This window comes from Gardnerella piotii (genome assembly GCF_003397585.1).
GTDB classification, from domain to species: Bacteria; Actinomycetota; Actinomycetes; order Actinomycetales; family Bifidobacteriaceae; genus Bifidobacterium; species Bifidobacterium piotii.
Genome location: NZ_QJUV01000001.1, coordinates 507,430 through 532,749 on the forward strand (window position 1 = coordinate 507,430; position 25,320 = coordinate 532,749).

At 44.9% G+C, this 25,320-nt stretch carries 20 protein-coding genes; 19 read left to right on the top strand and 1 reads right to left on the bottom strand.

Annotated elements, in window-relative coordinates:
- Positions 1 to 95: 95 nt before the first annotated feature.
- The 11 genes from D0T20_RS02310 to mltG all read left to right on the top strand — a co-directional run bounded on the left by D0T20_RS02310 (position 96) and on the right by mltG (position 12,034).
- Positions 96 to 530 (top strand): DUF4418 family protein, encoded by a 435-nt coding sequence (locus D0T20_RS02310; protein ID WP_116438278.1) that lies wholly within the window; start codon positions 96 to 98, stop codon positions 528 to 530.
- A gap of 21 nt (positions 531 to 551) precedes the next feature.
- Positions 552 to 1,763, top strand: a complete 1,212-nt coding sequence (locus D0T20_RS02315; RefSeq protein WP_016799959.1) for an ABC transporter permease — start codon at positions 552 to 554, stop codon at positions 1,761 to 1,763.
- 13 nt (positions 1,764 to 1,776) lie between these two features.
- Entirely contained in the window at positions 1,777 to 2,550 is a 774-nt protein-coding gene (locus D0T20_RS02320) for an ABC transporter ATP-binding protein (protein ID WP_162862662.1), read from the top strand.
- A gap of 253 nt (positions 2,551 to 2,803) precedes the next feature.
- Positions 2,804 to 3,430 (top strand): 30S ribosomal protein S4, encoded by a 627-nt coding sequence (gene rpsD, locus D0T20_RS02325; protein WP_004113375.1) that lies wholly within the window; start codon positions 2,804 to 2,806, stop codon positions 3,428 to 3,430.
- Positions 3,431 to 4,590: 1,160 nt separating this feature from the next.
- The gene (gene galT / locus D0T20_RS02330; protein WP_162862714.1) at positions 4,591 to 5,919 is read left to right on the top strand and encodes a galactose-1-phosphate uridylyltransferase; all 1,329 of its coding nucleotides are present in this window, start codon (positions 4,591 to 4,593) and stop codon (positions 5,917 to 5,919) included.
- A 108-nt stretch (positions 5,920 to 6,027) separates the two neighbouring features.
- On the top strand, positions 6,028 to 6,702 hold the full coding sequence (locus tag D0T20_RS02335) for a histidine phosphatase family protein (RefSeq protein ID WP_116438280.1): 675 nt from the start codon (positions 6,028 to 6,030) through the stop codon (positions 6,700 to 6,702).
- Positions 6,703 to 6,843: 141 nt separating this feature from the next.
- A complete protein-coding gene (locus D0T20_RS02340; protein WP_004131946.1) occupies positions 6,844 to 7,278 on the top strand; it encodes a DUF948 domain-containing protein in 435 nt (144 codons plus the stop codon).
- Positions 7,278 to 7,556: a hypothetical protein gene (locus D0T20_RS02345; protein ID WP_115756789.1), complete on the top strand. Its 279-nt coding sequence runs from the start codon at positions 7,278 to 7,280 to the stop codon at positions 7,554 to 7,556. The genes D0T20_RS02340 and D0T20_RS02345 overlap by 1 nt, the downstream gene beginning before the upstream one ends.
- A gap of 52 nt (positions 7,557 to 7,608) precedes the next feature.
- A complete protein-coding gene (gene alaS / locus D0T20_RS02350; RefSeq protein WP_116438281.1) occupies positions 7,609 to 10,290 on the top strand; it encodes an alanine--tRNA ligase in 2,682 nt (893 codons plus the stop codon).
- Positions 10,291 to 10,353: 63 nt separating this feature from the next.
- Positions 10,354 to 10,884 (top strand): Holliday junction resolvase RuvX, encoded by a 531-nt coding sequence (gene ruvX / locus D0T20_RS02355; protein ID WP_004131952.1) that lies wholly within the window; start codon positions 10,354 to 10,356, stop codon positions 10,882 to 10,884.
- Positions 10,877 to 12,034 carry an endolytic transglycosylase MltG gene (gene mltG, locus D0T20_RS02360; protein ID WP_115761579.1) on the top strand — a complete coding sequence of 386 codons (1,158 nt, stop codon included), beginning with the start codon at positions 10,877 to 10,879 and terminating at the stop codon, positions 12,032 to 12,034. Before ruvX ends, mltG begins: the two co-directional genes overlap by 8 nt.
- Before the next feature lie 981 nt (positions 12,035 to 13,015).
- Here mltG and D0T20_RS02375 read toward each other — a convergent pair.
- Positions 13,016 to 13,519 carry an A24 family peptidase gene (locus tag D0T20_RS02375; RefSeq protein WP_116438282.1) on the bottom strand — a complete coding sequence of 168 codons (504 nt, stop codon included), beginning with the start codon at positions 13,517 to 13,519 and terminating at the stop codon, positions 13,016 to 13,018.
- Positions 13,520 to 13,728: 209 nt separating this feature from the next.
- On the opposite strand from D0T20_RS02375, the gene aroC reads away from it, so the two are divergent.
- The 8 genes from aroC (at position 13,729) to D0T20_RS02420 (ending at position 25,221) form a co-directional block, all read left to right on the top strand.
- Positions 13,729 to 14,916 carry a chorismate synthase gene (gene aroC, locus D0T20_RS02385; RefSeq protein ID WP_116438283.1) on the top strand — a complete coding sequence of 396 codons (1,188 nt, stop codon included), beginning with the start codon at positions 13,729 to 13,731 and terminating at the stop codon, positions 14,914 to 14,916.
- The gene (locus tag D0T20_RS02390) at positions 14,913 to 16,616 is read left to right on the top strand and encodes a bifunctional shikimate kinase/3-dehydroquinate synthase (protein WP_116438284.1); all 1,704 of its coding nucleotides are present in this window, start codon (positions 14,913 to 14,915) and stop codon (positions 16,614 to 16,616) included. The genes aroC and D0T20_RS02390 overlap by 4 nt, the downstream gene beginning before the upstream one ends.
- Before the next feature lie 57 nt (positions 16,617 to 16,673).
- Positions 16,674 to 17,156 carry a type II 3-dehydroquinate dehydratase gene (aroQ, locus tag D0T20_RS02395; protein WP_032816848.1) on the top strand — a complete coding sequence of 161 codons (483 nt, stop codon included), beginning with the start codon at positions 16,674 to 16,676 and terminating at the stop codon, positions 17,154 to 17,156.
- Positions 17,149 to 18,816, top strand: coding sequence for a CTP synthase (locus D0T20_RS02400; protein ID WP_004131966.1), 1,668 nt, complete (start codon positions 17,149 to 17,151; stop codon positions 18,814 to 18,816). The genes aroQ and D0T20_RS02400 overlap by 8 nt, the downstream gene beginning before the upstream one ends.
- A gap of 561 nt (positions 18,817 to 19,377) precedes the next feature.
- Positions 19,378 to 21,009: a peptide ABC transporter substrate-binding protein gene (locus tag D0T20_RS02405; RefSeq protein ID WP_116438285.1), complete on the top strand. Its 1,632-nt coding sequence runs from the start codon at positions 19,378 to 19,380 to the stop codon at positions 21,007 to 21,009.
- A 232-nt stretch (positions 21,010 to 21,241) separates the two neighbouring features.
- Complete coding sequence (locus D0T20_RS02410; protein WP_116438286.1) at positions 21,242 to 22,168, top strand: ABC transporter permease; 927 nt, start codon at positions 21,242 to 21,244, stop codon at positions 22,166 to 22,168.
- 12 nt (positions 22,169 to 22,180) lie between these two features.
- Entirely contained in the window at positions 22,181 to 23,170 is a 990-nt protein-coding gene (locus tag D0T20_RS02415) for an ABC transporter permease (protein WP_162862663.1), read from the top strand.
- 23 nt (positions 23,171 to 23,193) lie between these two features.
- Positions 23,194 to 25,221 carry a dipeptide ABC transporter ATP-binding protein gene (locus tag D0T20_RS02420; RefSeq protein WP_116438287.1) on the top strand — a complete coding sequence of 676 codons (2,028 nt, stop codon included), beginning with the start codon at positions 23,194 to 23,196 and terminating at the stop codon, positions 25,219 to 25,221.
- Positions 25,222 to 25,320: the final 99 nt, after the last annotated feature.

Consider the following 25,320-nt stretch of genomic DNA (forward strand, 5'->3'; position numbering starts at 1 on the left):
GGCGTGGCGCTTGCAAACGTGAGTGCCGTAAAGCGTGTTGCATTAAAGAAAAGCAACACTAAAAAATAATAACTAGTTTTAATGAGGTATTTATTATGAAGAACAAATTATTCGCATCGCTTCATGCAATTGTGTTTGGAATTCTTATTGCTATAGCGCCATTGACATTTGCAAAACCATGCTCAACTGGTGGAATGCACAAAATGTCTAAAATGGCTAAAATGCCTATGATGATGCAACCTATGGCATGCTACTACACAAGCCGCGTGGCTATTGGAATTGGCGTAGTTATTGCGATTTTAGGCATTATTGCACTATTTGTTAAAGAGCGCGTTCGCGCTGGCTTAAATATTGCTGTAATCGCTAGCTCTCTGCTTATGATCGCTACTACAACATTCCTTATTGGTGTTTGCAAAAGCCCAATGATGCATTGCGCATCTGTTATGCGTCCAACGTTGATTGTGTTATCTGTACTCGCGTTGGTGTTTGCATCTGTTAGCGTGTATCTTGACACTAAATCTGCTCGCTAGTGCGCATCTAAGTAATTTACTATGCGAACTATTACATTAAAGCGATTGCCGCTAGAAAACCTAAAGCAAAAGCCGCTAAGAACCGCCGCGTTAATCGTGGTTTCCGCGTGCTTAGCTGCAGTGTTTTTTGGCGGCTCGCTAATCTCCCTGAATCTTTCAAACGGCCTAAATAGTATGCGCGCTCGCCTTGGCGCGGATATTATGGTGATTCCGCAAAATACTTACAATCGTGCGGAAGCGTTGCTTACTAATGGCGGATCTAGCACGTTTTATTTTACGAATAATATTGAGGATTTTGTACGAAAATCAAAAGGCGTTGAAAAAGCAAGCGTACAAACTTACATATCTTCTTTATCTGCTGGATGCTGCGCGGAAAAGCTGCAAATCATAGGTTTTGACCCTACGAGTGACTTTGTAATTGCGCCATGGATTTATTCGCAACACAAAAGCGAGCTTAAAAAAGGGCAGATGATTGCAGGCGCAAACGTGCTTGTGTCTTACCAAAACACGGTTCGCTTGTATGGGCACGAATGGCCGATTGTTGCGCAACTTGCTAAAACGGGCACTAGCTTAGATAACTCGGTGTTTGTAAACAGAGACACGATTCCAGCGGTTGTTAAGTATTCGTCGAAAGTTGGGCACACTGCGATTCCTGCAAAATACGCGCGCAAGGCCGTTAGTGCGGTTCTTGTAAAAGTGCGTAAGGGTTTTAGCGCTAAGAGCGTTGCGGAAAATATTCGTAAAACTAGCGGAATTAAAAGCCTTGGAATGGTTTTTCCTGGCGGAATTACCGAGCAGACTAAAAAGAGCTTAGAGGTGCTAAACAAGGCGATTTTCCTTGGCGTTTTTGCGTTTTGGGCTGTGGGCGTGCTGATTCTTGTGTGCGTTTTTGCGGCATCTACATCGGAGCGCAAGAGGGAATTTGCTTCATTGAGGATTTTGGGCGCAAATAAGCGCATGCTTTTTGGCATGATTTCGCGTGAATCTGCTGTGATTGGCGTTGCAGGCGGCGTGATTGGTGTTGCGTTTGCTTCGCTTATTTTGTTCCCATACAATATTGCGATTTCTAGTCAGTTGCAATTGCCGTATTTGGAGTCGAATGTTTGGCTTGTGTGCGCGCTTGCTGCGATTTCTGTAGCGTTTTCGCTCGCTAGTGTTTTGGTAACTTCTGCGATTATTGTGGGGCGAATCGCAAGCAGGGAAGCGTATTTGACTTTAAGAGATGGCGAGTGAAGTGGCGAGCGATATGGCAAAAAAAGTAATTGGCAACGATTTAGGCGATTCAGTTAATTCAGTCGATTCAGTCGTAAATCTTAAAAATGTTACTCGCGAATTTAAGCGCAAAAATCGCAAGTTTATTGCTGTAGATAATGTTGATTTTTCGCTTAAAGCTGGCGATTTTGTTGCGATTGTTGGCAAGTCTGGAAATGGAAAGTCAACTCTATTAAACATGATTGCAGGGCTTCTAAAGCCTACTCGTGGAAGCGTTACGATTTTTGGATGCAATATTTCGCTTCCTTCTATAAGCGACGAGCAAACTTCTGCGATTCGCGCAAAAAACATTGGTTTTGTTACGCAATCGCAAACGCTTCTTGCTAATTTGAATGTGCTAGATAATGTTATTTTGCCTGTTATGATTGCGCGCACATCTTCTAAGCGAGTAGACGATTCAGCGCAAAAGCTTGAGCTGAATGATTATGCTAGTTTGACTTCACGCGCTATGGATTTGCTTAAGCGACTTAACGTGGACGATCTTGCGCATTGCTATCCGCGCGAGCTTTCTGGCGGAGAAATGCGTCGCGTTATGATTGCGCGCGCTTTGATTAATAAGCCGCGTTTGTTGATTTTGGACGAGCCTACTGGCGATTTGGATTCGCAAAATACTCAAACTGTTGTGTCTTTGCTGCGCGATTGTGCGGCTTCTGGCGCGGCTGTTTTAGTGGTTACTCACGATGAGTCAGTTGCTGCAAGCGCTGACTGTGTTTACACAATGGACTCTGGCGTGCTTCGCGCAAAATGATGATGTTGAGGCGAGCGCAACTATCTACAGTGCGGAGTAGTATAGGAAACGATGCCTATTTTCGTAGGCATTATCTGGAGCCTTAGCCCATCAGTGGGTCGGCGCGCAAGAATTATGGCGTTATTTCAGCGTTTTAATGCTTTCGCGTTCGTGTGTTTACACGAAGAAGCACTGGAGAGGCCGGCTCAGCGTGAATAATCGTAAAAGTTTGGTTCACGTTCCGTTCAGATAACGACAGAATAAAGGATTAGTAATGACTAATATTCAGCGTTCTCGCCGTCAGGTGCGTCTTTCTCGCGCCCTCGGCATCGCTTTGACCCCAAAGGCTCAGCGTATTTTCGAGAAGCGTCCATATGCTCCAGGTGAGCACGGCCGCACTCGTCGTCGTACCGAGTCCGATTACGCAGTACGTCTTCGCGAGAAGCAGCGTCTTCGCGCTCAGTACGGTCTTTCCGAGAAGCAGCTTCGTGCAGCTTACGAAAAGGGTACGCACACTGCAGGTCAGACTGGTGACGCAATGCTCACCGATTTGGAAACCCGTCTTGACGCTTTGGTTTTGCGCGCAGGTTTTGCTCGTACAACCGCTCAAGCTCGCCAGTTTGTTGTGCATCGTCACATCTTGGTAGATGGCAATCTTGTTGATCGCCCATCCTACCGTGTTAAGCCAGGCCAGACCATTCAGGTTCGCGCTAAGAGCCAGACAATGGTGCCATTCCAGATGGCTGCGGAAGGCGTTCATCGCGACGTTTTGCCAGCAGTTCCTGGTTACCTCGATGTGAATCTTGCCTCTTTGAAGGCTACTTTGACTCGTAAGCCGGAAGTTGATCAGATTCCAGTTGAAGTCAACATCCAGTACGTCGTCGAGTACTACGCTCGCTAAATTCTGGATTTCATTCTTAAGGACATACCGCTTGACCCCTGCTGTGCATTGCATAGTGGGGGTCAATGCGTTTTGCTTGCGATTTTTGCTGTAATTTTGCCCGTGTTTGTTTACGTATTGGGTCAAATGGTAAACAAAAGCAGGAACGATTGCCCGTGTTTGTTCCTTTTTTGGTCAAATGGTAAACAAAAGCAGGAAGCTGTAGTGCGCTTGCATAAAAGCAATCTGAGTTATGCTAAAAGCTGGTTACGTGTTGGTGAGCATTAACTTTTGTTAGGGAAGGGTCGCAAGCAACCGAACATTATGCAACAAAACACTTTAATAATAAAACAAAATCACATATAATCATTACAACAATGCCCGTTATGTTACAAAATATAACATTGTGCGAGTGTTGAATCAGAAAATATATAATAGATAACTAAGCGTCTAAAGCGTGTTATTAAGATATAAAAGAATATACAAAAGAATAAAAGAAGATACAAAATACAAGTAAAACAGAATACGCAATAAAAAGAAGACTAGAGAGTAGAAGAGACGATGGAGTCAAAGATGTCTCAACAAAATACCAAAGCGAATGCGCTAAAAGCACAACAACTTGCCGCATGCGCAATCAACAAACACGCAAAAGACGCGCTAAACAATAACACTTTTGAAGGGGTGGTCTTGTGGTAGAGCCTAAAAAGATTGACGGGTTGCACAATATTCCAACTACAGCTGGATTTGCTGGCCCAGGCGGCGGCTTTGAAGGTGGTGCTGCTGCAGGATTCGAGATTGACGACGCATCTAAGCATAAGAAGGCAGATGAACGCGAAGTTGAAAAAAGCTTAGAAGACACAGATGCTTTTGACGCAATAGACGTTAACGCGATTCGCGCTAGAAGCAAAGCTAGCGGTGCAAACGAAACGGTTATGAGCAAGATTACAAGCACGGGTGTTGGGGATTCGTCTCTTAGTAGCCTTGTAGCTCAAGCCGAAGGAGAAGCTGCTGCCGATGTGCGCGATTCGTTGTATGTAACTCAGCAAATGCCTGCCATGCCTGCGGTTTTAAGTGGTATTACGCCGCAAGAGCCGCCGCGTGCAACGCAATCTCCGATTCGCGATTTTGGTGGCGAGTATCCGTATAAGTTGTATCGCCCTGGAACTTACGCGCGCGAGCATATGCGCATTACGGCAACAAAGCTTTCCGACGGGCGCGACTTTTTCTACATAGATGACAATCCAGAATACGTTAGCGGCCACAAAACAAGGGAGCTGATTGACCCTAGAAAGTTGGCGTATCGTTTTACTTCGCATGTTGATAGCGAAGGCAACGAAGTTCCTAGTGAAGTTCCGCAAATGCGCCAAGATCCGCTTACAGGAGACTGGATTCCAATGTCTAGGTTGTGGGCAAAGCGGCCAGCTGCGATTCTTGGTGAGGATTCAAATAATCATGGTTCTGCGGATGGTTCTGCGAAAGATTCTTCGCCATCAAGAATCGACCCATTTGCTGGCAGAAAAGCGCAGTGCGAGTATCAAGATGGCGAAATACCAGATGAAGACTACGACGTTGTTGTTTTTGAAAACCGCTATCCAGCTATGGCTCAGGTTGCAGGCGTGCCAAATACAACAACATACGTTGACGGAAATCCATTATGGAAGCAGGCTCCTGCAGCTGGCCGATGCGAAGTGATTTGCTTTAGTTCCAACGAGAACATGCTTCCAGCTAATCTTTCTGTTTTGCGCATGCGCACGATTGTTGAAGCGTGGGCGTTTAGAACCGCAGAAATTAGCCAAATCGAAGGAATTGAGCAGATTTATCCGTTTGAAAATCACGGCAGTCAAATCGGTGTGACTTTGCATCATCCTCATGGTCAGATTTACGCATATCCGTTTATTGCTCCTAGGTTAGAGCAGGAGTTGCGCCACACGGAGGCTTATTTTGAGCGCACTGGCGGCAATCTTCTTAAGGATTTGATGAATTCAGAGATTGAGGCTAAAAAGCGCGTGATTATGCATAATCACAGTTGGGTTGCGTATGTTCCAGCTGCTGCTCGATGGCCGCTAGAGGTGCATGTTGCTCCTGTTCGAGACGTTCTTACTTTGGATCAGCTTGACGATCAAGAGCGTTGGGATTTGGCGCAAATCTACATAACACTTCTTAAGCGTGCTAATAAGTTCTTTGGATTATCGTCTTCAAACGCGGGCGATTCGAGTGCTAAATCGTTTGCAAGTTCGGCTGCTTTCGACTTATCTTCTGGAGCGAGTGATGCAAATTCCAGCGATTTCGTCGATTTGCCTTACGTTGCAGCGTGGCATCAAGCTCCTGTGCATGATTCTCGCCGTTCGCATTATCGCCTTAATTTGCAATTCTTCTCGTTTATGCGAGATGCCAATAAAATCAAGTATTTGGCTGGGTCGGAAGCAGGGATGGCATCTTGGATTTCCGATACTACTCCAGAGTTGATTGCAAGCAGATTCCAAGAATTAGGAGATGTTGACTTGGATTAATCTGACTTGGATTAGTCATGCTTGATTAGACTTGCCTTAATTTGATTAGTCTCGTCTTAATTACTCTGATTTTTACGCGTTTTACTTAAAAAGTGAGATGATTAAGTTATGTTGTTGCATCTTTATTTAGTTCGTCATGGCCAAACCATGTTTAATTGCTACAATCGCTTGCAAGGATGGAGCAATTCTCCACTAACTCCAAAAGGGCTTAAAGACGCCGATTTAGCAGCTCAAAAGCTTAAGAACATTGTTTTTGCTGCCGCATATTGTTCCGATACAACTCGCGCGCAAATCACAGCTGATCGTATTTTAAGCGAAAACGAAAAGAATACGCATATTCGTCCGCATCTTGTAAGCGATATGCATTTTCGCGAACAATGCTACGGCTATTTTGAAGGCCAAGATATGAATATGGCTTGGTGGGCTGCAGGTGCGCCTCATGGAGCAAAAACGTATAACGAAATCGTTGAAAAATTTGGTCTTGCTGCAACTCGAGACATGCTTAAAGAGGCCGACCCATTCCACGATGCAGAGTCAGATATTGAATATTGGAAGCGCGTTGAAGGCAGTTTTAAAATAATCGCAAGCAATCCAGAGTTAAAAGATGGAGACAACGTTTTGCAAATCTCCCACGGAAACACGCTTTTAAGCCTTATGCATCGTTTTGCACCTGTTGGCTACGATTTGAGTGAGCGCCCGCAAAATGGAAGTGTAACTCGCCTTGATTTCAACACAGCAGAGCCGATTGACCAAGCTATAACAATTAAGGGATATAACGAGTAAATGCGATTAGTTTGCGCAAAAAATGTTCGTTAAGTGTTCACTAAATGTTCGCTAAATTTACAAAAAGAGTCTTGACTCTTCGTTAATCTTTTAATACATTGCGTGGGTAGTCGTGTGTAAAACAGCAGGAAAGAGGTTACGATGAGCGTTGGAGACATTGCTGCTCTAATTGCAGCGATTTCGTTTGCGGTGCTTTCGGGATTTATGATTTATCCGCTTATTCGGCTGGGTAAAATGTTTAATCAGATTTCTCAAACTGTTAAGGAATCGGGCGAGCACGCTTTGCCTGCTATCGACGAATCTGTTACAACAGTAAAACAAGTGAACAAAACACTTGAAGACGTTAATGCTGTTACAGATGCTGCTCGCACTACAGCTACAAATGTTGGCGCTCTTACGGATTTGTATGGCGCTTTTCTTGGAAAGCCAGTTGTTAAAATTGCATCTGCTTGCTATGCGCTTAAAGACACTTTTAATGCGTTCTTTAATAAGGCTACTGTTCCAACGGATGCTGCAGAATCTTCCGCTAGGCATGCGGCAAATTCTGGCGAGTCGTTTACGCCTAAGGGGGAGTGATGTTTAAGCGTTTATTTTGGATTTGCGTCGGTTTTGTAATGGGAGTTATGTCTGTTACAAAAGCTCGCGCGTACGTTAAGGAAAAGTTCCCACAAAACGCTAGGAATTTCTTCTTCGATAAAGATCCAAAAAATCTTACTTTAAGCACGATTTTGTCTTTGTACAATGATTTTAATTCCAGCAGAAAAGCCCACGAGTCGCAGATTAACTCTAAGTATGCTAGTAAGTATGCCGATAAGCGTGACGATTCGTTTACAAATAAGTCTTATACTAAGTAGTTACTAAGTAGTCTTATACTAAGTCTAAATAAATAAAAAGGAGTTCGTACCCATGCGCACAGCAGAAATTGCAAAGCGTTATCTTGATTATTTTGCCAAGAATGGCCATATGGTTGTACCTTCGGCATCGCTGATTTCTCCAAATCCAACGACGCTTTTCACGATTGCAGGCATGGTTCCATTCATACCGTATCTTTTGGGAGAGCAAACGCCTCCTTCTCGCAGAATGGCGTCTAATCAAAAGTGCGTGCGTACGCTCGATATTGACGAAGTTGGTAAAACAACTCGTCACGGCACCTTCTTCCAAATGGTTGGAAACTTTAGCTTTGGTGATTATTTTAAGGAAGAAGCAATCCACTACGCTTGGGAGCTTTTAACAACTCCGCAAGATAAGGGCGGCTATGGTTTTGACCCAGAAAAACTTTGGGTAACTACTTATACAGATGACGACGAAGCTCGCGCAATTTGGAAGAATGAGGGCTTCGACCCAGAGCACATGCAAGTTTTTGGCATGGAAGATAACTTCTGGACTACTGGTGGCCCTGGCCCTGGCGGCCCATGCTCCGAAATCTACGTGGATCGTGGCCCAGAATACGGCAAGGATGGCGGTCCTGCTGCAGACGAATCTCGTTTTATTGAGATTTGGGATTTGGTTTTTGAGAACTTCCAGGTAGACAACGTAAAGTCTAAGACCGATTTGCACATTGTTGGTGAGCTTGATCAAAAGAATATTGATACAGGCGCTGGTTTGGAGCGTTTGGCTTACCTTATGCAAGGCAAGGAAAACATTTACGAGACTGACGAAGTTTATCCAGTTATTGAAGCTGCAGAAAAGCTTAGCGGCGTAAAGTACGGCAGCAATGCCGATGCGGATGTTCGTTTCCGCGTTGTGGCAGATCACGTGCGTTCCGCGTTGATGATTATGAGCGATGGCGTGCGTCCAAGCAATGTTGGCCGCGGATACGTGCTTCGCCGTCTTCTTCGCAGAACTGTTCGCGCAATGCGCATGCTTGGCGTGCAAGACCCAGTTTTGCCAACCTTGTTCCCAGTTTCTAAGGGCGCTATGGAGCCAAGCTACCCAGAGCTTAACAACACTTTCCACGAGGTTAGCGAAGCTGCATACGGTGAGGAAGATGCATTCCGCCGCACTCTAGAAAAGGGCACGACTATTCTTGACTTGGCTGTTGAAAAAGCCAAGAAGGAACACAAGGATGACCCTATTGTTGGTGGCTCCGACGCATTTACTTTGCACGATACTTACGGCTTCCCAATTGAGTTGACTCTAGAGATGGCTGCTGAGCAGGGTGTTAAGGTTGATGAAGCTAAGTTCCGCGAGCTTATGAGCGAGCAGAAAGGTCGCGCTCGCGCGGATGCTTTGAAGAAGCGTCACAATGTGGACGTTAGCGTTTACGACGACATTAAGAAGGCACTCGAAAAGCCAATCGACTTCCTCGGTTACACAGACTTCTCCAGCCGTTCAAACGTTTTGGCAATTGTTGAAGCAGGTAAAGGCTCCGTTAAAAGCGTTAGCGCTCCTGCAAACGTTGAAGTTATTCTTGATCGCACGCCATTCTACGCTGAGCGCGGTGGCCAGATTGCTGATCAGGGCGAGATTATTTCCGATGACGGCGCAATTTTGGAAGTTGACGATGTTCAGCGACCAATCAAGGATTTGATTGTTCACAGCTGCCGACTTACTGAAGGAACTCTTAGCGTTGGTGCTCCTGTAAACACCAATATTGATCAGGTTCGTAGAGCTGCTTTGGCTAGAAGCCACACTGCAACTCACACTCTTCACAAGGCTTTGCGTGAGGAGCTTGGCCCACAGGCAACTCAGCGCGGTTCTGTGGTAGATCCAGACCGTCTGCGCTTTGACTTCCAATGGCCAAAGGCTGTTGATAAAGACGCATTGTTGCGCGTAGAAGCTCGCGTAAACGAGCGTATTCGCGAAGACTTGCAAGTTGTTCCAAAGGAAATGCCAATTGACGACGCTTTTAAGCTTGGCGCAATGCACTTGTTCGGCGAAAAGTATGGCGATATTGTTCGCGTTGTAGAGATTGGCGATGGCTGGAGCCGCGAGCTTTGCGGCGGTACTCACGCTAAGAGCACTGGCAAGATTGGCATGGTTACAATCCTTTCTGAGTCTTCTATTGGCTCTGGTGTGCGCAGAATCGACGCGCTTTGCGGCGAAGAAGCGTACCAATATGGCGCTCGCGAGCATGCTTTGGTTGCGCAACTTGCAGACATGGTTAATGCGCGTCCAGACGAATTGGCTGAGCGCTTAGAGTCTTTGCTTAACAAGATGAAGGATTCCGATCGCAAGCTTGCTTCTGTTTACGAATCCCAGCTTAATGAGGCTGTTCCAGAATTAGTTGATGCAGCTAAGCAAAGCAGCTCAAAGATTAAGCTTGCTGTAAAGAATGTTGGAAACTTCGGTTCCTTCGACGCTTTGCGCAAGACTGTTCTTGACGTTCGTTCTCGCTTGGGCGAAGATGCGCCAGTAGTTGTAGCTTTGTGCGGTGTAAACGAGAGCGATAAGCCAATGGTTGCTGTTGCTACTAACGATGCAGCTCGCTCGGCTGGCGCTAAGGCTGGCGACTTGGTGCGTACAGCTTCCAAGGTGCTTGGCGGCGGTGGCGGCGGCAAGCCAGACTTTGCTCAAGGTGGCGGTGCGGATGCTTCTAAGATTGATGAAGCACTCGAGGCCGTGAAAGCCGAAGTTTTGAAGCTATAGTCAAAAGGTTGAATGTTTAAGATGTTTAACACTCGAGCCGAATTAATAAGTTAGAGTTTTCGTATGATTTGGCTTGGCGTTGATTTAGGAGATGCCAGGGTTGGACTTTCTAAGTCCGACCCTGAGCTGACTTTTGCGCACCCAATCGGTAATATTCAAGCTTATGGCGACTCATTTAATGCGATTGAAGACGTTATTAACGTTATAGAAGACAATAGTGTGAGCCGAGTCGTAGTTGGTTTGCCCTTACAGTTAGATGGATCCGAAGGAAAGTCTGCTAAAAAAGCGCGCAGATGGGGTGCTAATTTAGCCAAGCGCATTAAATCGCTTTTTGATTATGGCGATTGGTCGCTTGATTTTATTCCAGAAATCGTTTTTAACGACGAACGACTAACAACAGTTACTGCCCATAGGCAATTGTTAGATGCTGATTTTTCCACTAAAAAGCATCGTCCAATGGTTGATCAGCAATCGGCAGTGTTGATTTTGCAATCTGCGATTGACGATTACAGAAATGCTTGCAAAAATGTAAAAGGCGACTCGCAAAGTGACTCGCAAAGTAACTCCATCAGAAAGGAAGCGTTTAATGAGTGAGAATATAGACGATTTTTTCAATCAAAACGCTAAATGGAGTCACAATTCATCCAATCCTCCTGTTCCGCCAAAATCGCGAAAAGCAAGAACTGCGCGTAAAAATCGCAGAAACAAGCGGAATCGCATAATCGCATTTATTCTTACGCTAGTTTTTGCGTTGCTATTTGTTGTTGGATACGGCTTATATCGAGTTGCAGTTTATGTAAGAAACAATAGTCAGTCGTCAATTATGGAAGACTGGCCAGGTCCTGGAAGTGGGTTCGTTGAATTTACGATTGAACCAGGTCAAGGATCTGTAGAAGTGGGAAATAACCTTGTTAAGGCGCAGGTTGTAAAGTCGCAATCCACTTTTTCTAATATTGTTGCAGCAAATAACAAGATTTTGTACCCAGGAATTTACGCGCTTAAAAAACACATGAATTCAATGGACGTAGTGGAAATTCTTTCCGACCAAAGCAAGGCTGGTGGATTCTTAGACGTTAAAGCAGGGGAGCGCGCAACGGAGGTTATTCGCAAGGCTGCACAAATCTCGGGAATTGACATTGCTCAATTTAACGCGATTCAAAAAGCGGACGGCGAGGGGATTTTGCCGCCAGAGGCGGGCGGAAGCTTTGAAGGATGGTTGGAGCCTGGAGTTTACAACGTAAAAGCCATTAAATCAGCTAGCAAGATATTGGCAAAAATGGTAGATAAGCGCATTGAAAAGCTTGATTCTCTAGGCGTTCCTAAGGGTGATTTGCGTCAAAAAGTTCTTAAAATTGCTTCCATTGCAGAAGCAGAAGTCAATAATCGTGAATACTACGGCAAAGTTTCGCGCGTAATCTTAAATCGTTTAGCTAAAGACATGCCTTTGGGAATGGATACTACGGTTGCGTACGGAATTGGGATTAAGGCGATTAACCTTACGCAATCGCAGCTAGACGATGCAAGCAACCCGTACAACACTAGGATTCACAAGGGGCTGACGCCTACTCCTATAAGCATTCCTGGAGATAACGCGATTTTGGCGGCTCTTAATCCTGCAAATGGTCCATGGATTTATTTTGTTACTACTAACTTAAAGACAGGCGAAACTAAGTTTGCGGATAACTACGACGATTTCTTAAAGATTCGCGACGAGTATAAGCGTTCCAACGAAAACGCTAACTAGCGCGCCAACCTGCCGGAGCGCTTAAAGCGTAGCGTGCGAAGGCAATTTGGCGCGCTGAGCCGCTTAGAGCAGAAGCACTGCTTCTGCGCGGCGAAGACGTTCGCACGGCTAATCCGTGCGAACGACAGGACCTGCCTTTTCGCTTAAAGCGTAGTGCGCTTTCCTATTTAGCGTTGTGCGAGGTTTGAGTATTTCTCTCCTCGCAGGCGCGCCAACCTGCCTTCGAGCTTAGAGCGTAGCGCGAGAAGGCAATTTGGCGCGCTGAGCCGCTCAAACGTAAAGTCCAGTGGACTTTACGTGCGGCGAAGACGTTCGCGCGCTTAGACCGCGCGAACGAAACACTTTTGCGTATAGCTTATGGACGTTAATATTCTAAGGCTTCAGGTTGGCGCTATTTATTGCTCGTAGAGAAATACATCAAACCTTCTGAATATCTAGAACTTTTGCGTGGTTTTTATCACCGAGATTCTCGATTTTTCTTGCTCTCTCGGCGAGTCACCATCTAGCGACGCTGAGGCTCGCCTCGATAGCTGCGAAAAATCTCGAATCTCTACCTCGCTTGACGTATTTGTGTAATTACAAAAAGCCTTTAACCACATTGAGCAAAATTTGTTGCAATGCTTTCCTATTTAGCGTTGTAGGAGGGCTGGGTAATTCTTGTCTCACAACGCTCCGCCTCTTACGTGCAGTCTGTTGTTGCGGTTGTTCCGATTTGGCTTTGATTTTGTTTTTTGAGTTGAAGTTTGTTTGTAGGGTGAGTCATTGTATTATTTGGTATCGGCTGCCGCTCTTATACTGTTCGACCAAGAATTACCCAGCCCTCTTACGTGCTTGAACAATTACGTATCACTTAATCGCCGAGATTCTCGATTTTTCTTGCTACTTCAGCGAATCACCATTTCATGCTGAGGTTCGCTTCATTCGCTGCGAAAAATCTCGAATCTCCACCTTACTTAACGCTATAAAATCGCAGCAAAAAGTTCAAAGCATAACAGCGATGATTGCAGATGCAGCTAATACGGGTACGAACGGGATTTTATTTTGTTCATTTTGCACAAGATGCTCACGGAAAAATCGCCAGCAGACTTTAGAGCAGATTTTCCACACTAAAATCCAAATTAATCCAAATATTCCAACTAATGCAAACCAGTAGATTATGCAGCCGAATCCAAATAGCGCCAAAGCTTGAGCAATCATAGAAGCGCACGTAACGTCGCCAAATCCGAGTGCTCCGCGCACGCAAAGTTTTTGCACCAAAACGTAGAATGCAAAAACTGTTACTGCGCAAAGCCAGCCGCGCAAAAGAAAATTAACATTGTGCAAAGTAATCAGCGAAAAAATAAGGTTCGCTGCAGATTGCGCAAAAGCAGCTAGCGCAACCCAAAGTCTAGGCACAATGCGGCTTGTTAAATCCGTTACGCACACTGCAATCGTGCATACAAGAGTTGGCGTTGCAAATAAACACGCCATAATAAACTTACTCATTCGATTATGCTAAATAAGCGAAAATTGCATTGCAACAAATTTTGCTCAATGTGGTTAAAGGCTTGTGTGATAGATTGCGTGGATTGTGAGCAATACTTAGTGGTTAGTAGAATACAGATTTAGAATCGAGTATTGATTTAAAATAAAGAACAGTATTAAGTGCAAGAAGTATAACAATAAATATAACGCACAACGCGATTGGAGAAGGCATGCTTAGATGGCAAACGGCAGGGGAGTCGCATGGTGAAGCGCTGGTGGCAATGATTGAAGGCATGCCAGCAGGAGTTAAGATTACTAGCGCAGACATTGTTTCTGCTCTTGCGCGTAGACGACTTGGATATGGTCGCGGAGCGCGAATGAAGTTTGAGCAAGACAAAGTGCGTTTGCTTACAGGCGTTCGCCACGGTGTTACTCTTGGGTCTCCAATTGCAATCGAAATCGCAAATAGCGAGTGGCCAAAGTGGGTTGAAGTGATGAGTGCAGATCCGCTAGACCATGATTTGCCAAAAGAAGGCCGTAACGCGCCTCTTTCTAGGCCGCGCCCTGGGCATGCGGATTTAACAGGCATGCGTAAATACGGTTTTAGTGACGCGCGCGAGGTTTTGGAGCGTTCGAGTGCCAGGGAAACGGCTTCTCGCGTGGCTTTAGGCGCTGTAGCTGATGCGTTTTTGCACCAAGCGTTGGGTGTGCGCACAGTTGCGCACGTTGTTGGGATCGGCGGCGAATATGTAAGCAAAAGTTTAGCCCTGCCAACACCAGATGATATTGAGGCGTTGGATGCTTCGCCTGTTCGTACTCTAGATAAAGATGCCGAAGCGCGCATGATGGCTCGCATTGATGAAGCAAAGGCCAATGCAGATACGCTTGGCGGTGTTGTAGAGGTTTTGGTATACGGCATGCCTGCTGGAGTTGGAACGTATGTTGAGTCGGATCGCCGATTAGATGCGGCGTTGGCGGCGGCGCTTATGGGAATCCAGGCCATTAAAGGCGTGGAAATTGGAGACGGTTTTGAAGAAGCAAATCGCCCTGGTTCGGCTGCTCACGACGAAATCGTAACAGGCGAAGATGGCAACATTACGCGCCTTAGCAATCGTTCTGGAGGAATTGAAGGCGGAATGTCAAATGGAGAGACAATTCGCGTGCGCGCTGCAATGAAGCCTATTCCGTCCATTCCGCGTGCTTTGCGAACGGTAGATGTGCTTACTGGCCAGCCAGCGCAGGCAATTAATCAGCGCTCCGATTTTACGGCAGTTCCAGCTGCTTCTGTAGTTGCAGAGGCAATGGTTCGGTTAACGCTTGCAAAGTATGCGCTAGAAAAGTTTGGTGGAGATTCGCTAGAAGAAACTGCTAGGAATGCTAAGAATTACGTTCAATCTTGGAAAGAGCATATGAGATGAGCGAAGAATCTTTGCAAAGCGCTGCTCAAGGTGTGCCTAAATACAAAATGCCGTTAGCTGTTATAATCGGCATGCCTGCAGCTGGAAAAACGCGTGTTGGCAAGGAATTAGCGCATATTTTGAATGTTCCTTTTATAGATACAGACGATTTAATTGAGCAAAAAATCAATATGCCGATTGCTCAATATTTTAAGGATTTTGGCGAAGAGTCTTTTAGAGATATTGAAGCTCAAATTGTTAAAGATGCTATTTTTGCAGATTCTGAGCAATCCTCCCCAATAATCGCCCTCGGCGGCGGCTCCCCAATGCGCCCACAAACGCAAGAAGTCTTAAAAAAATATACAAAACTCGGTGGCCGCGTTGTTTACTTGCAAGTGGATCCAAACGATGCAATTGAGCGCGTAAGCTGGAATTCAAATCGCCCTATGCTAAGCGGCAAAGACGGAGCAAAACGGTGGTTGGATTTGTTTGCTAAAAGAGACCCCGTGTTTTGTAAAGTAGCGAATTTGCACGCTCGCGTTTACGGATTAACGCCAAAACCTGCCGCAAGAAAGCTGAAAGATATGATTATGCAACGAATTGTGCATGTAAGTGGCAAGGATATTGAAGACTATAATGTTCATATTGGCGCTGGTGCTATGAGTCTTTTGCCACAAATGCTTGGAAAAGAGCCTGTTCGAGTAGCTTTGATTCACACTCAGCCTGTTCAAAGGCATAGCGATAAAGCAAGAACTATTTTGCGCGCTGCTGGCTACGATGTTTTCGACATTCTTATTCCAGACGCAGAGGCTGGCAAAACCGTTAAGGTTGCGGATTTTGTATGGTCGCATCTTGCAAATGCTGGTTTTACGCGTTCAGATGCGATTGTTGGCTTGGGCGGTGGAGCAGCCACAGATTTGGCTGGATTCGTTGCATCTACTTGGATGCGCGGAATCCGCTACGTAAATTGCCCAACTTCGCTTCTTGCTATGGTAGATGCTTCGACTGGCGGAAAAACTGGCGTAAATACTGCGTTTGGCAAGAATTTGGTTGGTAGTTTTTACACGCCTGCAGGTGTTTTGGCAGATACTTGCGCGTTTTATACGCTTCGTAACGATATTTTTGTTGAAGGCTTAGGAGAGGTTGCAAAATCAGGGTTTATTGGCGATACGAGCATCCTAAAAATTCTGGAAAATCCGCAAAATGCTAGCAAATTATGCACTCTCGATGGCTCTTCTGTTTTAAGCGATTCACACTTGAACAATATGGTTTGCGATTTAATAGAAAAAAGCGTGCGCGTTAAGGCGTACCACGTTTCTAACGACTTAAAAGAGCAAGGTTTGCGCGAGTTTTTGAACTACGGCCATACTCTTGGTCATGCAATTGAGCAAATAGAGCATTTTTCTTGGCGTCACGGAAACGCAGTTGCTGTTGGAATGGTTTTTGCGGCGGAGCTTGCGAAAATTTTGGGCTATTTAAGTCCAGAAGACGTTGAGTATCATCGTTCACTTTTAAAGTCACTTGGATTGCCAATATCTTGGAATGGCGGCGGCAGTAGTGACGATGCTTTTGCCAAGGTTCTTGACTTAATGCATAAAGATAAAAAAGCTAGAGGCAACACTTTGCGATTTGTTGTTTTAGACGGGATTGGAAACCCGATTCACTTAGATAATCCGCCGCTGGAGGCGATTCGCGAATCATTTAATAAGATTAGAGGTTAGAAAATGGTAGATGCAGAAAACGCGCAAAATTCAGAAAATTCAAAAAACGCTATAAATATGCGCAAAGTTTTGGTAGTAAACGGCCCAAATTTGGGGCGATTAGGCGTTCGCCAGCCAGACGTTTATGGCAGTCAAGATTTTGAAGCACTGTGCTTGCTTTGCAAAAAGTGGGCGCAAAAGCTTAACTTGCAAGTAGAAGTACGCCAAAGCGACGACGAAGCACAAATGGTGCACTGGATGCACGAAGCAGCTGATACGCATACTCCTGTTGTTATGAATCCTGCTGCTTTTACGCACTACAGTTATGCGCTCGCGGATGCTGCTCACATGGTTTTGGATGCTGGAGTGCCACTAGTGGAAGTGCATATTTCTAATCCTTCTGCGCGCGATGCTTTTCGTAAAATTAGCGTTATTAGCGCTGTTGCAACTGGCACTATTACAGGCATGGGTCTGTATGGATACAAGCTTGCACTAGAAGCTGTTGCTCATTGTGTAACACCCGAGTCGAGGCTCGAAGATACTATGGAGTTCCATGGTTAGAAGAAAACATGGTAACTCTCAGGAGCATATTACAAAGCATATTTTTGTTACTGGTGGCGTTGTTTCGTCCCTCGGAAAAGGTCTTACTGCATCGTCTTTAGGTAGGCTTTTGCGCAGCCGCGGTCTTCACGTTTTGCAACAAAAACTTGATCCTTACATCAATGTTGACCCAGGTACAATGAACCCATTCCAACATGGTGAGGTTTACGTTACAGAAGATGGCGCAGAAACAGATCTTGATATTGGTCACTACGAGAGATTCCTCGATGTTTTTCTTAGCCAAAAAGCTAATGTTACAACTGGCCAGATTTATCAATCCGTGCTTAGAAAAGAGCGCGCTGGCGAGTATTTGGGTCAGTGCGTGCAAGTTATTCCACACATTACTGGCGAAATTAAGTCGCGTATGCGTGCGCAAGCTAGCGACGATGTAGACGTTATTATTACGGAAATCGGCGGTACTGTTGGAGATATTGAGTCGCAGCCATTCTTGGAGGCTGCTCGCGAAGTTCGCCGCGATTTGGGCCCAGAAAATTGCATGTTTGTGCACGTTTCTTTGGTGCCTTATATTGCTGCAGCTCATGAGTTGAAGACTAAGCCAACTCAACATTCCGTAATGATGCTTCGCTCTCTTGGTATTTCTCCAGACGCGCTTGTTTTGCGTTCGGATCGCCCTCTTAATCAAGGCATTAAAGACAAGATTTCGCTTATGTGCGATGTTGATGCAGAAGGCGTTGTGAATTGCGTGGATGCTCCAAGCATTTACGATGTTCCAAAGATTTTGTTCAACGAGGGCTTGGATGCTTACGTTGTGCGCGAGCTTGAGCTTCCATTCCACGATGTTGATTGGAACGAGTGGGAAGATTTGCTTGAACGCGTTCATCATCCAAAGCATGAGCTAAACATTGCAATTGTTGGAAAGTACATTGATTTACCAGATGCGTATCTTTCCGTTACGGAGGCCATTAAGGCTGGCGGTTTTGCAAACTGGGCTAAGGTAAACGTGCGATGGGTTGCTGCTGATAAGTGCGAAACTCAAGAAGGCGCTGCTGCAGCTCTCGACCAGATGGACGGCATGGTTATTCCAGGCGGATTTGGTATTCGCGGCATTGAAGGTAAGATTGGCGCGCTTCGTTACGCTCGCGAGCATGGCTTGCCAACGCTTGGTCTTTGCCTTGGCTTGCAATCTATGGTTATTGAATATGCTCGTCACGTGCTTGGGCTTGAAGATGCTAATTCCACAGAGTTCGAAAAGGATTGTGGAGATCCAGTAATCGCAACTATGGAAGAGCAAAAAGATATTGTTGCTGGCAAGGGAGATATGGGTCACACAATGCGACTCGGTTCTTATCCTGCAACTCTTGAAGAAGGCTCTATTGTTGCTGAGCTTTACGGCTCTACGCATGTTACCGAGCGTCATCGTCACCGTTACGAAGTGAACGTGGCTTATAAGGATCGTTTGCGCGAAGCTGGCTTGCGTATTAGCGGCCAAAGCCCAGACGGTAATTTGACTGAGTTTGTGGAGCTTCCAAAGAGTGTTCACCCATTCTATGTTGCAACTCAAGCTCATCCAGAGTTTAAGTCTCGTCCAACTAAGCCTCATCCTTTGTTTGCTGGATTAGTGGCGGCTGCTCTTGAGCATCAAACAAATAACGCTAAGTGATTTAATCAAACTAGCTGTTTGATTAAATCGAACTAGTTGACTAGATTCGATTATCTACTTGACTTAAATTATTAAGTGGTGTAAACTCGTGACTTTGGGTGCGATTTTACACCACTTTTTATTTTGATTAATACTTAATCATCTTGTTGCATATTTTGCATCGTTTAACATGATTGTTACATATTCCAGATGCAAATTTACATTTTTGTAATATCACTGCAGATGTAAAAGACTTGGCAAAATATCGCATAGAATACGATTTAATCTAATATTTTTCTATTACAATAGTTGTTTTTACTGTTTATAGACAAAATAACAGTAAATTTTACATTTAGACTTTGAGCTTGCGTTGTTTAATAAAATCCGTATGATTGAATTTTAATCAACGAAGAGGCCTCCTTATTGGCTTTGCAAAGAATCCATCTGGCAATAAATACTAGGTGGATTTTATTTATTAAGCCTATAGAGCCTGTAAAGCGTAAAGGCTTTGCAAAGCTTGTAATGAGACTTTTTCGTGATAATTAATGGAATCCTGCCATACCCAACGTTAGGAGAAAACATATGAAGAATAAGGCATTACTTTTTGCCGCAGCTGCGTGCTCGGTTGCTATGCTGCTCGGTGGATGCGGTTCTTCTGCCTCGAAGACCGCTCAAACAAATGGTGGCAAGGTTGTTATTACCGTAAACGACTCCGAGCCTCAGAACGAGCTTGTTCCAGGAAATATTAACGAGAATGCTGGTGCTCGTCCTGCTGTATTGGTCAACTCCACGTTGGTCACTTTTGACGAAAAGGGCAACACTGTAAACGAAGATGCCGAGAGCGTAACTCCAAACGCCGATGCAACTCAATACACTGTTAAGCTTAAAAAAGATAAGAAGTTCAGCGATGGCACTCCAATCACCGCAGAAAGCTTTACTAAGGCTTGGAGCTTTGTAGCAAACGCTAAGAATGCTCAGAAGTGCTCTTCCTTCTTCCAGACCATTAAGGGCTACGAAGACTTGCAGAAGAATGACACTAAGGGCGACGAGCAGCTTTCTGGCTTAAAGGTTGTAGATAAGTACACCTTTACTGTTGATTTGAACCAGCCAGATTCTGTGTTTGCTATTAAGGTTGGTTACCTTGCATTCGCTCCTCTTCCAGAATCCTTCTACAAGAATCCAAAGGCTTATGGCGAAAAGCCAGTTTCTTCTGGTCCATACCTCTTTAAGTCTTGGGATCACAACAAGCAGATTGAAGTTGTAAAGAACCCAGATTACGATGGCCCACGTAAGGCTCAGAATGACGGCGTTACCTTTAAGATTTACACCGACGGCACCGCTGCTTACCGCGATGTTCAGTCTGGCAATCTTGATATGACGGATAACATTCCAGATACCGAAACAAAGACTTTCCAAAAGGACACCACTGTTAAGGCATACAACCGTCCAGGTTCTGTAATCCAGCAGTTTGGTATTCCTGCATCCTTGCCACACTTCGATGTAACTACCGAAGAAGGCCGCTTGCGTCGTCAAGCTGTTTCTATGGCAATCGACCGCGAAACCATCATCAAGAAGGTTCTTAACAACACTGCATCTCCTGCAAACGAGTTCACTTCTCCTTTGACTCCAGGCTACAAGGCAGATCTTAAGGGACATGAAAACCTTAAGTTTAATGCCGCAAAGGCTAAGGAACTTTGGGCAAAGGCAGATAAGATCTCTAAGTATGATGGTCCTCTTACCTTTACTTACAACGCCGATGGCAACGCTAAGTCTGTGTTCGACGCAGTTGTAAACTCCATTAAGAATCATCTTGGAATCAATGCTGAAACAACTCCAGTTCCAACATTCCAAGAGTTCCGTAACGCATGCGAACAGCGTCAGGTTAAGGGTGCATGGCGTGCAGGCTGGATGCCAGATTACCCAAGCCCAGAAAATTACTTGACTCAGGAATTTGCTTCCGTTGCTGCGGATGGCAATGGTTCCAACGAAGCTGATTACAAGAATCCTAAGTTCGATGCTTTGCTTAAGAAGGCTTCTTCTTCTCAGCCAGCTGAGGCAACTAAGCTTTATCAGCAGGCTAACGAGATTCTTCTTGAGGATCTTCCATACGTCCCACTGTTCTACTCGAACGCTAAGGCTGTTATGGTTCCAAGCTTGAAGGGCTTTGTAATGGATTGGCAGAATATGCCACTTTACTACAAGCTCCACAAGTAAAGATCAAAATCAAGTAGCTATTAAAATCAAGTAGCTATTAAAAAATAAATCATAATTAAATAGCATGTAAAAACGTGCTGCTGCCTTCGAATGGCGAATAAAATTACAAAATTCTATCCGCTGTTCGAGGCAGCACTTTGTGTTTTTACTTAGGTTGGGTTAAATCAATATGCAAGCCACAAGTTGGGTGTGTGCTATGCGAATTTTTAAGTAAATATATAAGGAGAAACCAATGGGTAAATATGTTCTGCGCCGCGTTTTGCAGATGATTCCTGTGGTTCTCGGCACAACATTGTTGGTATACGCTTTGGTGTTTGCTTTGCCTGGAGATCCAGTAAAAGCAATGTTTGGCGATAAGCCAATTAACCATGCTGTAGAAGCGCAAATTCGTGCCGAGTATAACTTGGATAAGCCATTTATTATTCAATATTTGTTGTTCTTAAAGAATGCGCTTACTCTTGATTTTGGTCATACTTTTGCTGGCCAGCCAGTAATTGACGAGATTGGCCGCGCATTCCCTGTAACCATTAAGCTTGCGTTGATGGCGTTCGCTTTTGAAGCCTTGTTCGGCGTAGCTTTCGGTATAATCTCTGGCTTAAAGAAAGGAAAGTGGTACGACAGTGTAATCCTGGTTGTATCACTCCTTCTTATTTCTGTGCCAACATTTGTTACTGGCTTTATTGGCCAATATTTGTTTGGTGTTAAGTGGCATATTATGCCTGTTACTGCAAGCAATGATCCTGGATTCTACGATCTTCTTCTTCCTGCAATAGTTCTTGGATCTGTTTCAATGGCATATATTATTCGACTTACAAGGTCGGAAATTTCGTCAAACATATCGCTTGATTACGTGCGCACGGCTCGTGCAAAGGGCTTAAAAGAAGGCTCCGTTATTGTTCGACACATTTTGCGTAACTCGCTTATTCCTGTTGTTACATTCTTAGGTCAAGATTTGGGCACTCTTATGAGCGGCGCAATGATTTCGGAAACAATCTTCAACATTCATGGCGTTGGATTCCTTACATATCAGGGAATTCTAAAGGGAGAAGGAAACCTTGTTGTTTCTATAGTTACGCTTCTTATGTTGATATTTGTAGTCAGCAATCTTCTTGTTGACATGTTGTACGCGGCTCTAGATCCGCGCATTCGTTACGCGTAAGGAGAGCACATTATGGAAGATAATTTGATGGAAGATAATTTGATTAAAAATAATGCAAATTACAATACATTGCCAGGTCAGGAACGCTATGTTGCTCCTCTTGACGATACGCCTCTTCAAGAAGTTGATTCTGTAGACGAATCCGCTCCAGCTACAAGCATGTGGGCTGATGCTTGGCGATCTTTGCGCAGAAATCCATTGTTTATTGTTTCTGCAATTTTGATTATTGCGATTATTTTTGTTGCGCTCTTCCCAGGCGCTCTTACAAAGCACAATCCTAATTACTGTGTTTTGGAGCACTCGCTTGAGCCAGCTTCTGCTGCGCATCCGTTTGGATTCGACATGCAAGGATGCGATATTTATGCTCGAGTTGTGTACGGAACACGTACATCTTTAAGCGTTGGCTTGCTAGCAACGGCTTTAGTGGTGTTAGTTGGTTCGCTAATTGGAGCTTTGGCTGGATTCTTTGGAGGATGGATTGATGCGGTTCTTAGCCGAATCACCGATATCTTCTTGGCTTTGCCAATGCTGCTAGGTGCAATCGTAGTTTTGCAAATGTTCCGCACATCTAAGTCCATTTGGAAAATCGTGTTTGTTATGGTTCTCTTTGGATGGGTAGGCGTTGCTCGAATCGCAAGAAGTGCTGTTATGGAATCCAAGAATCTTGAATTTAACACAGCATCTACCGCTTTAGGTTCTACTCCAATGCGAAACTTGTTCCAGCACATTATTCCAAACTCGCTGGCTCCAATCATTGTTGTAGGTACAACTTCTCTCGGCTCTTACATTGTTTTGGAAGCAACACTTAGCTTCTTGGGTATTGGTTTGCCAACAACAACAGTTAGCTGGGGTGTAGATATTTCTACCGCTAGAAATGTTCTTACTACAAATCCAGAAGTCTTGTTCTATCCATCCATTGCGCTCGCCATTACCGTGCTCGCCTTTATTATGATGGGCGACGCCGTAAAAGATGCGTTGGATCCAAAGAGCCGTAAGGCGTAAGTTAGCGTGGAGGAATAGTGATTATGAACACAGCAACACGTAAAAATGTAGATACTATTGCAATGCAACGCGAGCAGGGTCCTTTGCTGGAAGTTAAAAATCTTCAAGTTGACTTTACAACGGATTCTAAAAAGGCCGTACACGCTGTTCGCGATGCAAGCTTTAACGTTTACCCAGGTCAGTGGGTTGCAATCGTAGGCGAATCTGGTTCTGGAAAGTCTACTTCTGCAATGGCGGTTCTTGGTTTACTTCCTGGAACAGGTCACGTTACAGGTGGTTCTATTAAGCTTAAAGGTCAAGAAATAAGCAATCTAAAGCCTAAAGATTATGCGGCTTTGCGCGGAACGGCAATGGGATTGGTTCCGCAAGACCCTATGAGTAATTTGAACCCTGTTTGGCGAATTGGAACTCAAGTTAAAGAAGCTCTTCTTGCAAATGGCGTTGACGTTAGCCATGAGAAGCGCTCCGCTTTGGCAGAAGCTTTAGCGGGAGACGCTGTAGAAGTTAAAAGCAACGAAGACGAAATCTTCCTTGGCTCTAAAGAACTGAGCGCATTATTGGACGAAGCAAAGCGAGCTTTGGCACAGGCTGGTCTTAGCGAGCAAACGAATGCCGAAAAGTTTAATGAAGCTATGGAATACTACAAAAAAGAGTGGGTTCCAGGTTCCGAAACTCGTTGGCGCGTTGCAGACGATTTAATCAAGTATGGCGTAGATGACGACAAAGCTTGGGAAATAGCCAAAAAGTATGTTGTTGGTGCAAGCGTTGAAGACCGCATTGCAGGTTTGCTTGATGAAGCTGGTTTGCCAGATGCTGCAACTCGCGCACGTCAGTTCCCACACGAGTTTTCTGGTGGTATGCGTCAGCGCGCGTTAATCGCGATTGGCTTGGCTTGCCGTCCAGATTTGCTTATTGCAGATGAGCCAACTTCCGCACTAGATGTAACCGTGCAAAAGCGTATTCTTGACCATTTGCATACGCTTACCGATTCTCTCGGCACTTCTGTGCTCTTTATTACTCACGATTTAGGTTTGGCTGCAGCTCGTGCTCAGCACGTTGTTGTTATGTATAAGGGTCGCGTTGTTGAGTCTGGTCCATCTTTGGACGTTTTGCAACATCCACAGCATCCGTACACTAAGCGACTTGTTGCTGCCGCTCCAAGCCTTGCTTCTCAGCGAATCATCTCCGTTAAGGAGCATGGCGGCAACGCGGATAATTTGCTTGAGCATCACGTAGTAGGTGAGCAAACTCTTGAAAAGAGCGAGCATATTATTACAGTCGACCACTTAACTCGCGAGTTTAAGCTTCCGCGCAAGAAGGAACTTTTCAAAGCTGTTGACGATGTTTCGTTCTCTATTAAGCGCGGAACAACGTTGGCAATTGTGGGTGAATCTGGTTCTGGTAAGTCTACTGTTGCAAACATGGTTTTGAGATTACTAAAGCCAACAAGTGGAACTGTTACCTACGAGGGCAAGAATATTGCTGACTTAAAGGGCGCGGATTTGCTTGATTTCCGTCGTCATGTTCAGCCAGTATTCCAAAATCCTTACGGTTCGCTAGACCCAATGTATTCGATTTATCGTTCTATTGAAGAGCCTTTGCGAATCCATAAGATTGGAAGTAAAAAGAGCAGACAGAATCGCGTACGCGAGCTTTTAGATATGGTTCGCATGCCTGCTTCTGTTATGACTCGATTCCCGAACGAGCTTTCTGGCGGTCAGCGTCAGCGCATTGCGATTGCGCGTGCAATGGCGTTGGATCCAGACGTAATCGTTTGCGATGAAGCTGTTTCTGCATTAGACGTGCTTGTACAAGATCAGGTTTTGCACTTGCTTAACGATTTGCAAGCAGAGCGCGGATTAAGCTACTTGTTCATCACTCACGATTTGGCAGTGGTTCGTCAGATTGCGGACGAGGTTGTTGTTATGCAGCACGGAAAGCTTGTTGAGCATGCTACAACCGACGAAGTGTTTGATCATCCTCAAAAGGAATATACTCGCGATCTTCTCGACGCAATTCCTGGTGGAAACTTGGAGCTTGGATTGGATTAGTCGTAAGACTCGTATTAGTGCAAGCTATTAGATGTAGATAAAAGTGCAGGAGATAAAACTTCTGCACTTTTGTTTTGGTCTATAATTATTTGTTTTATA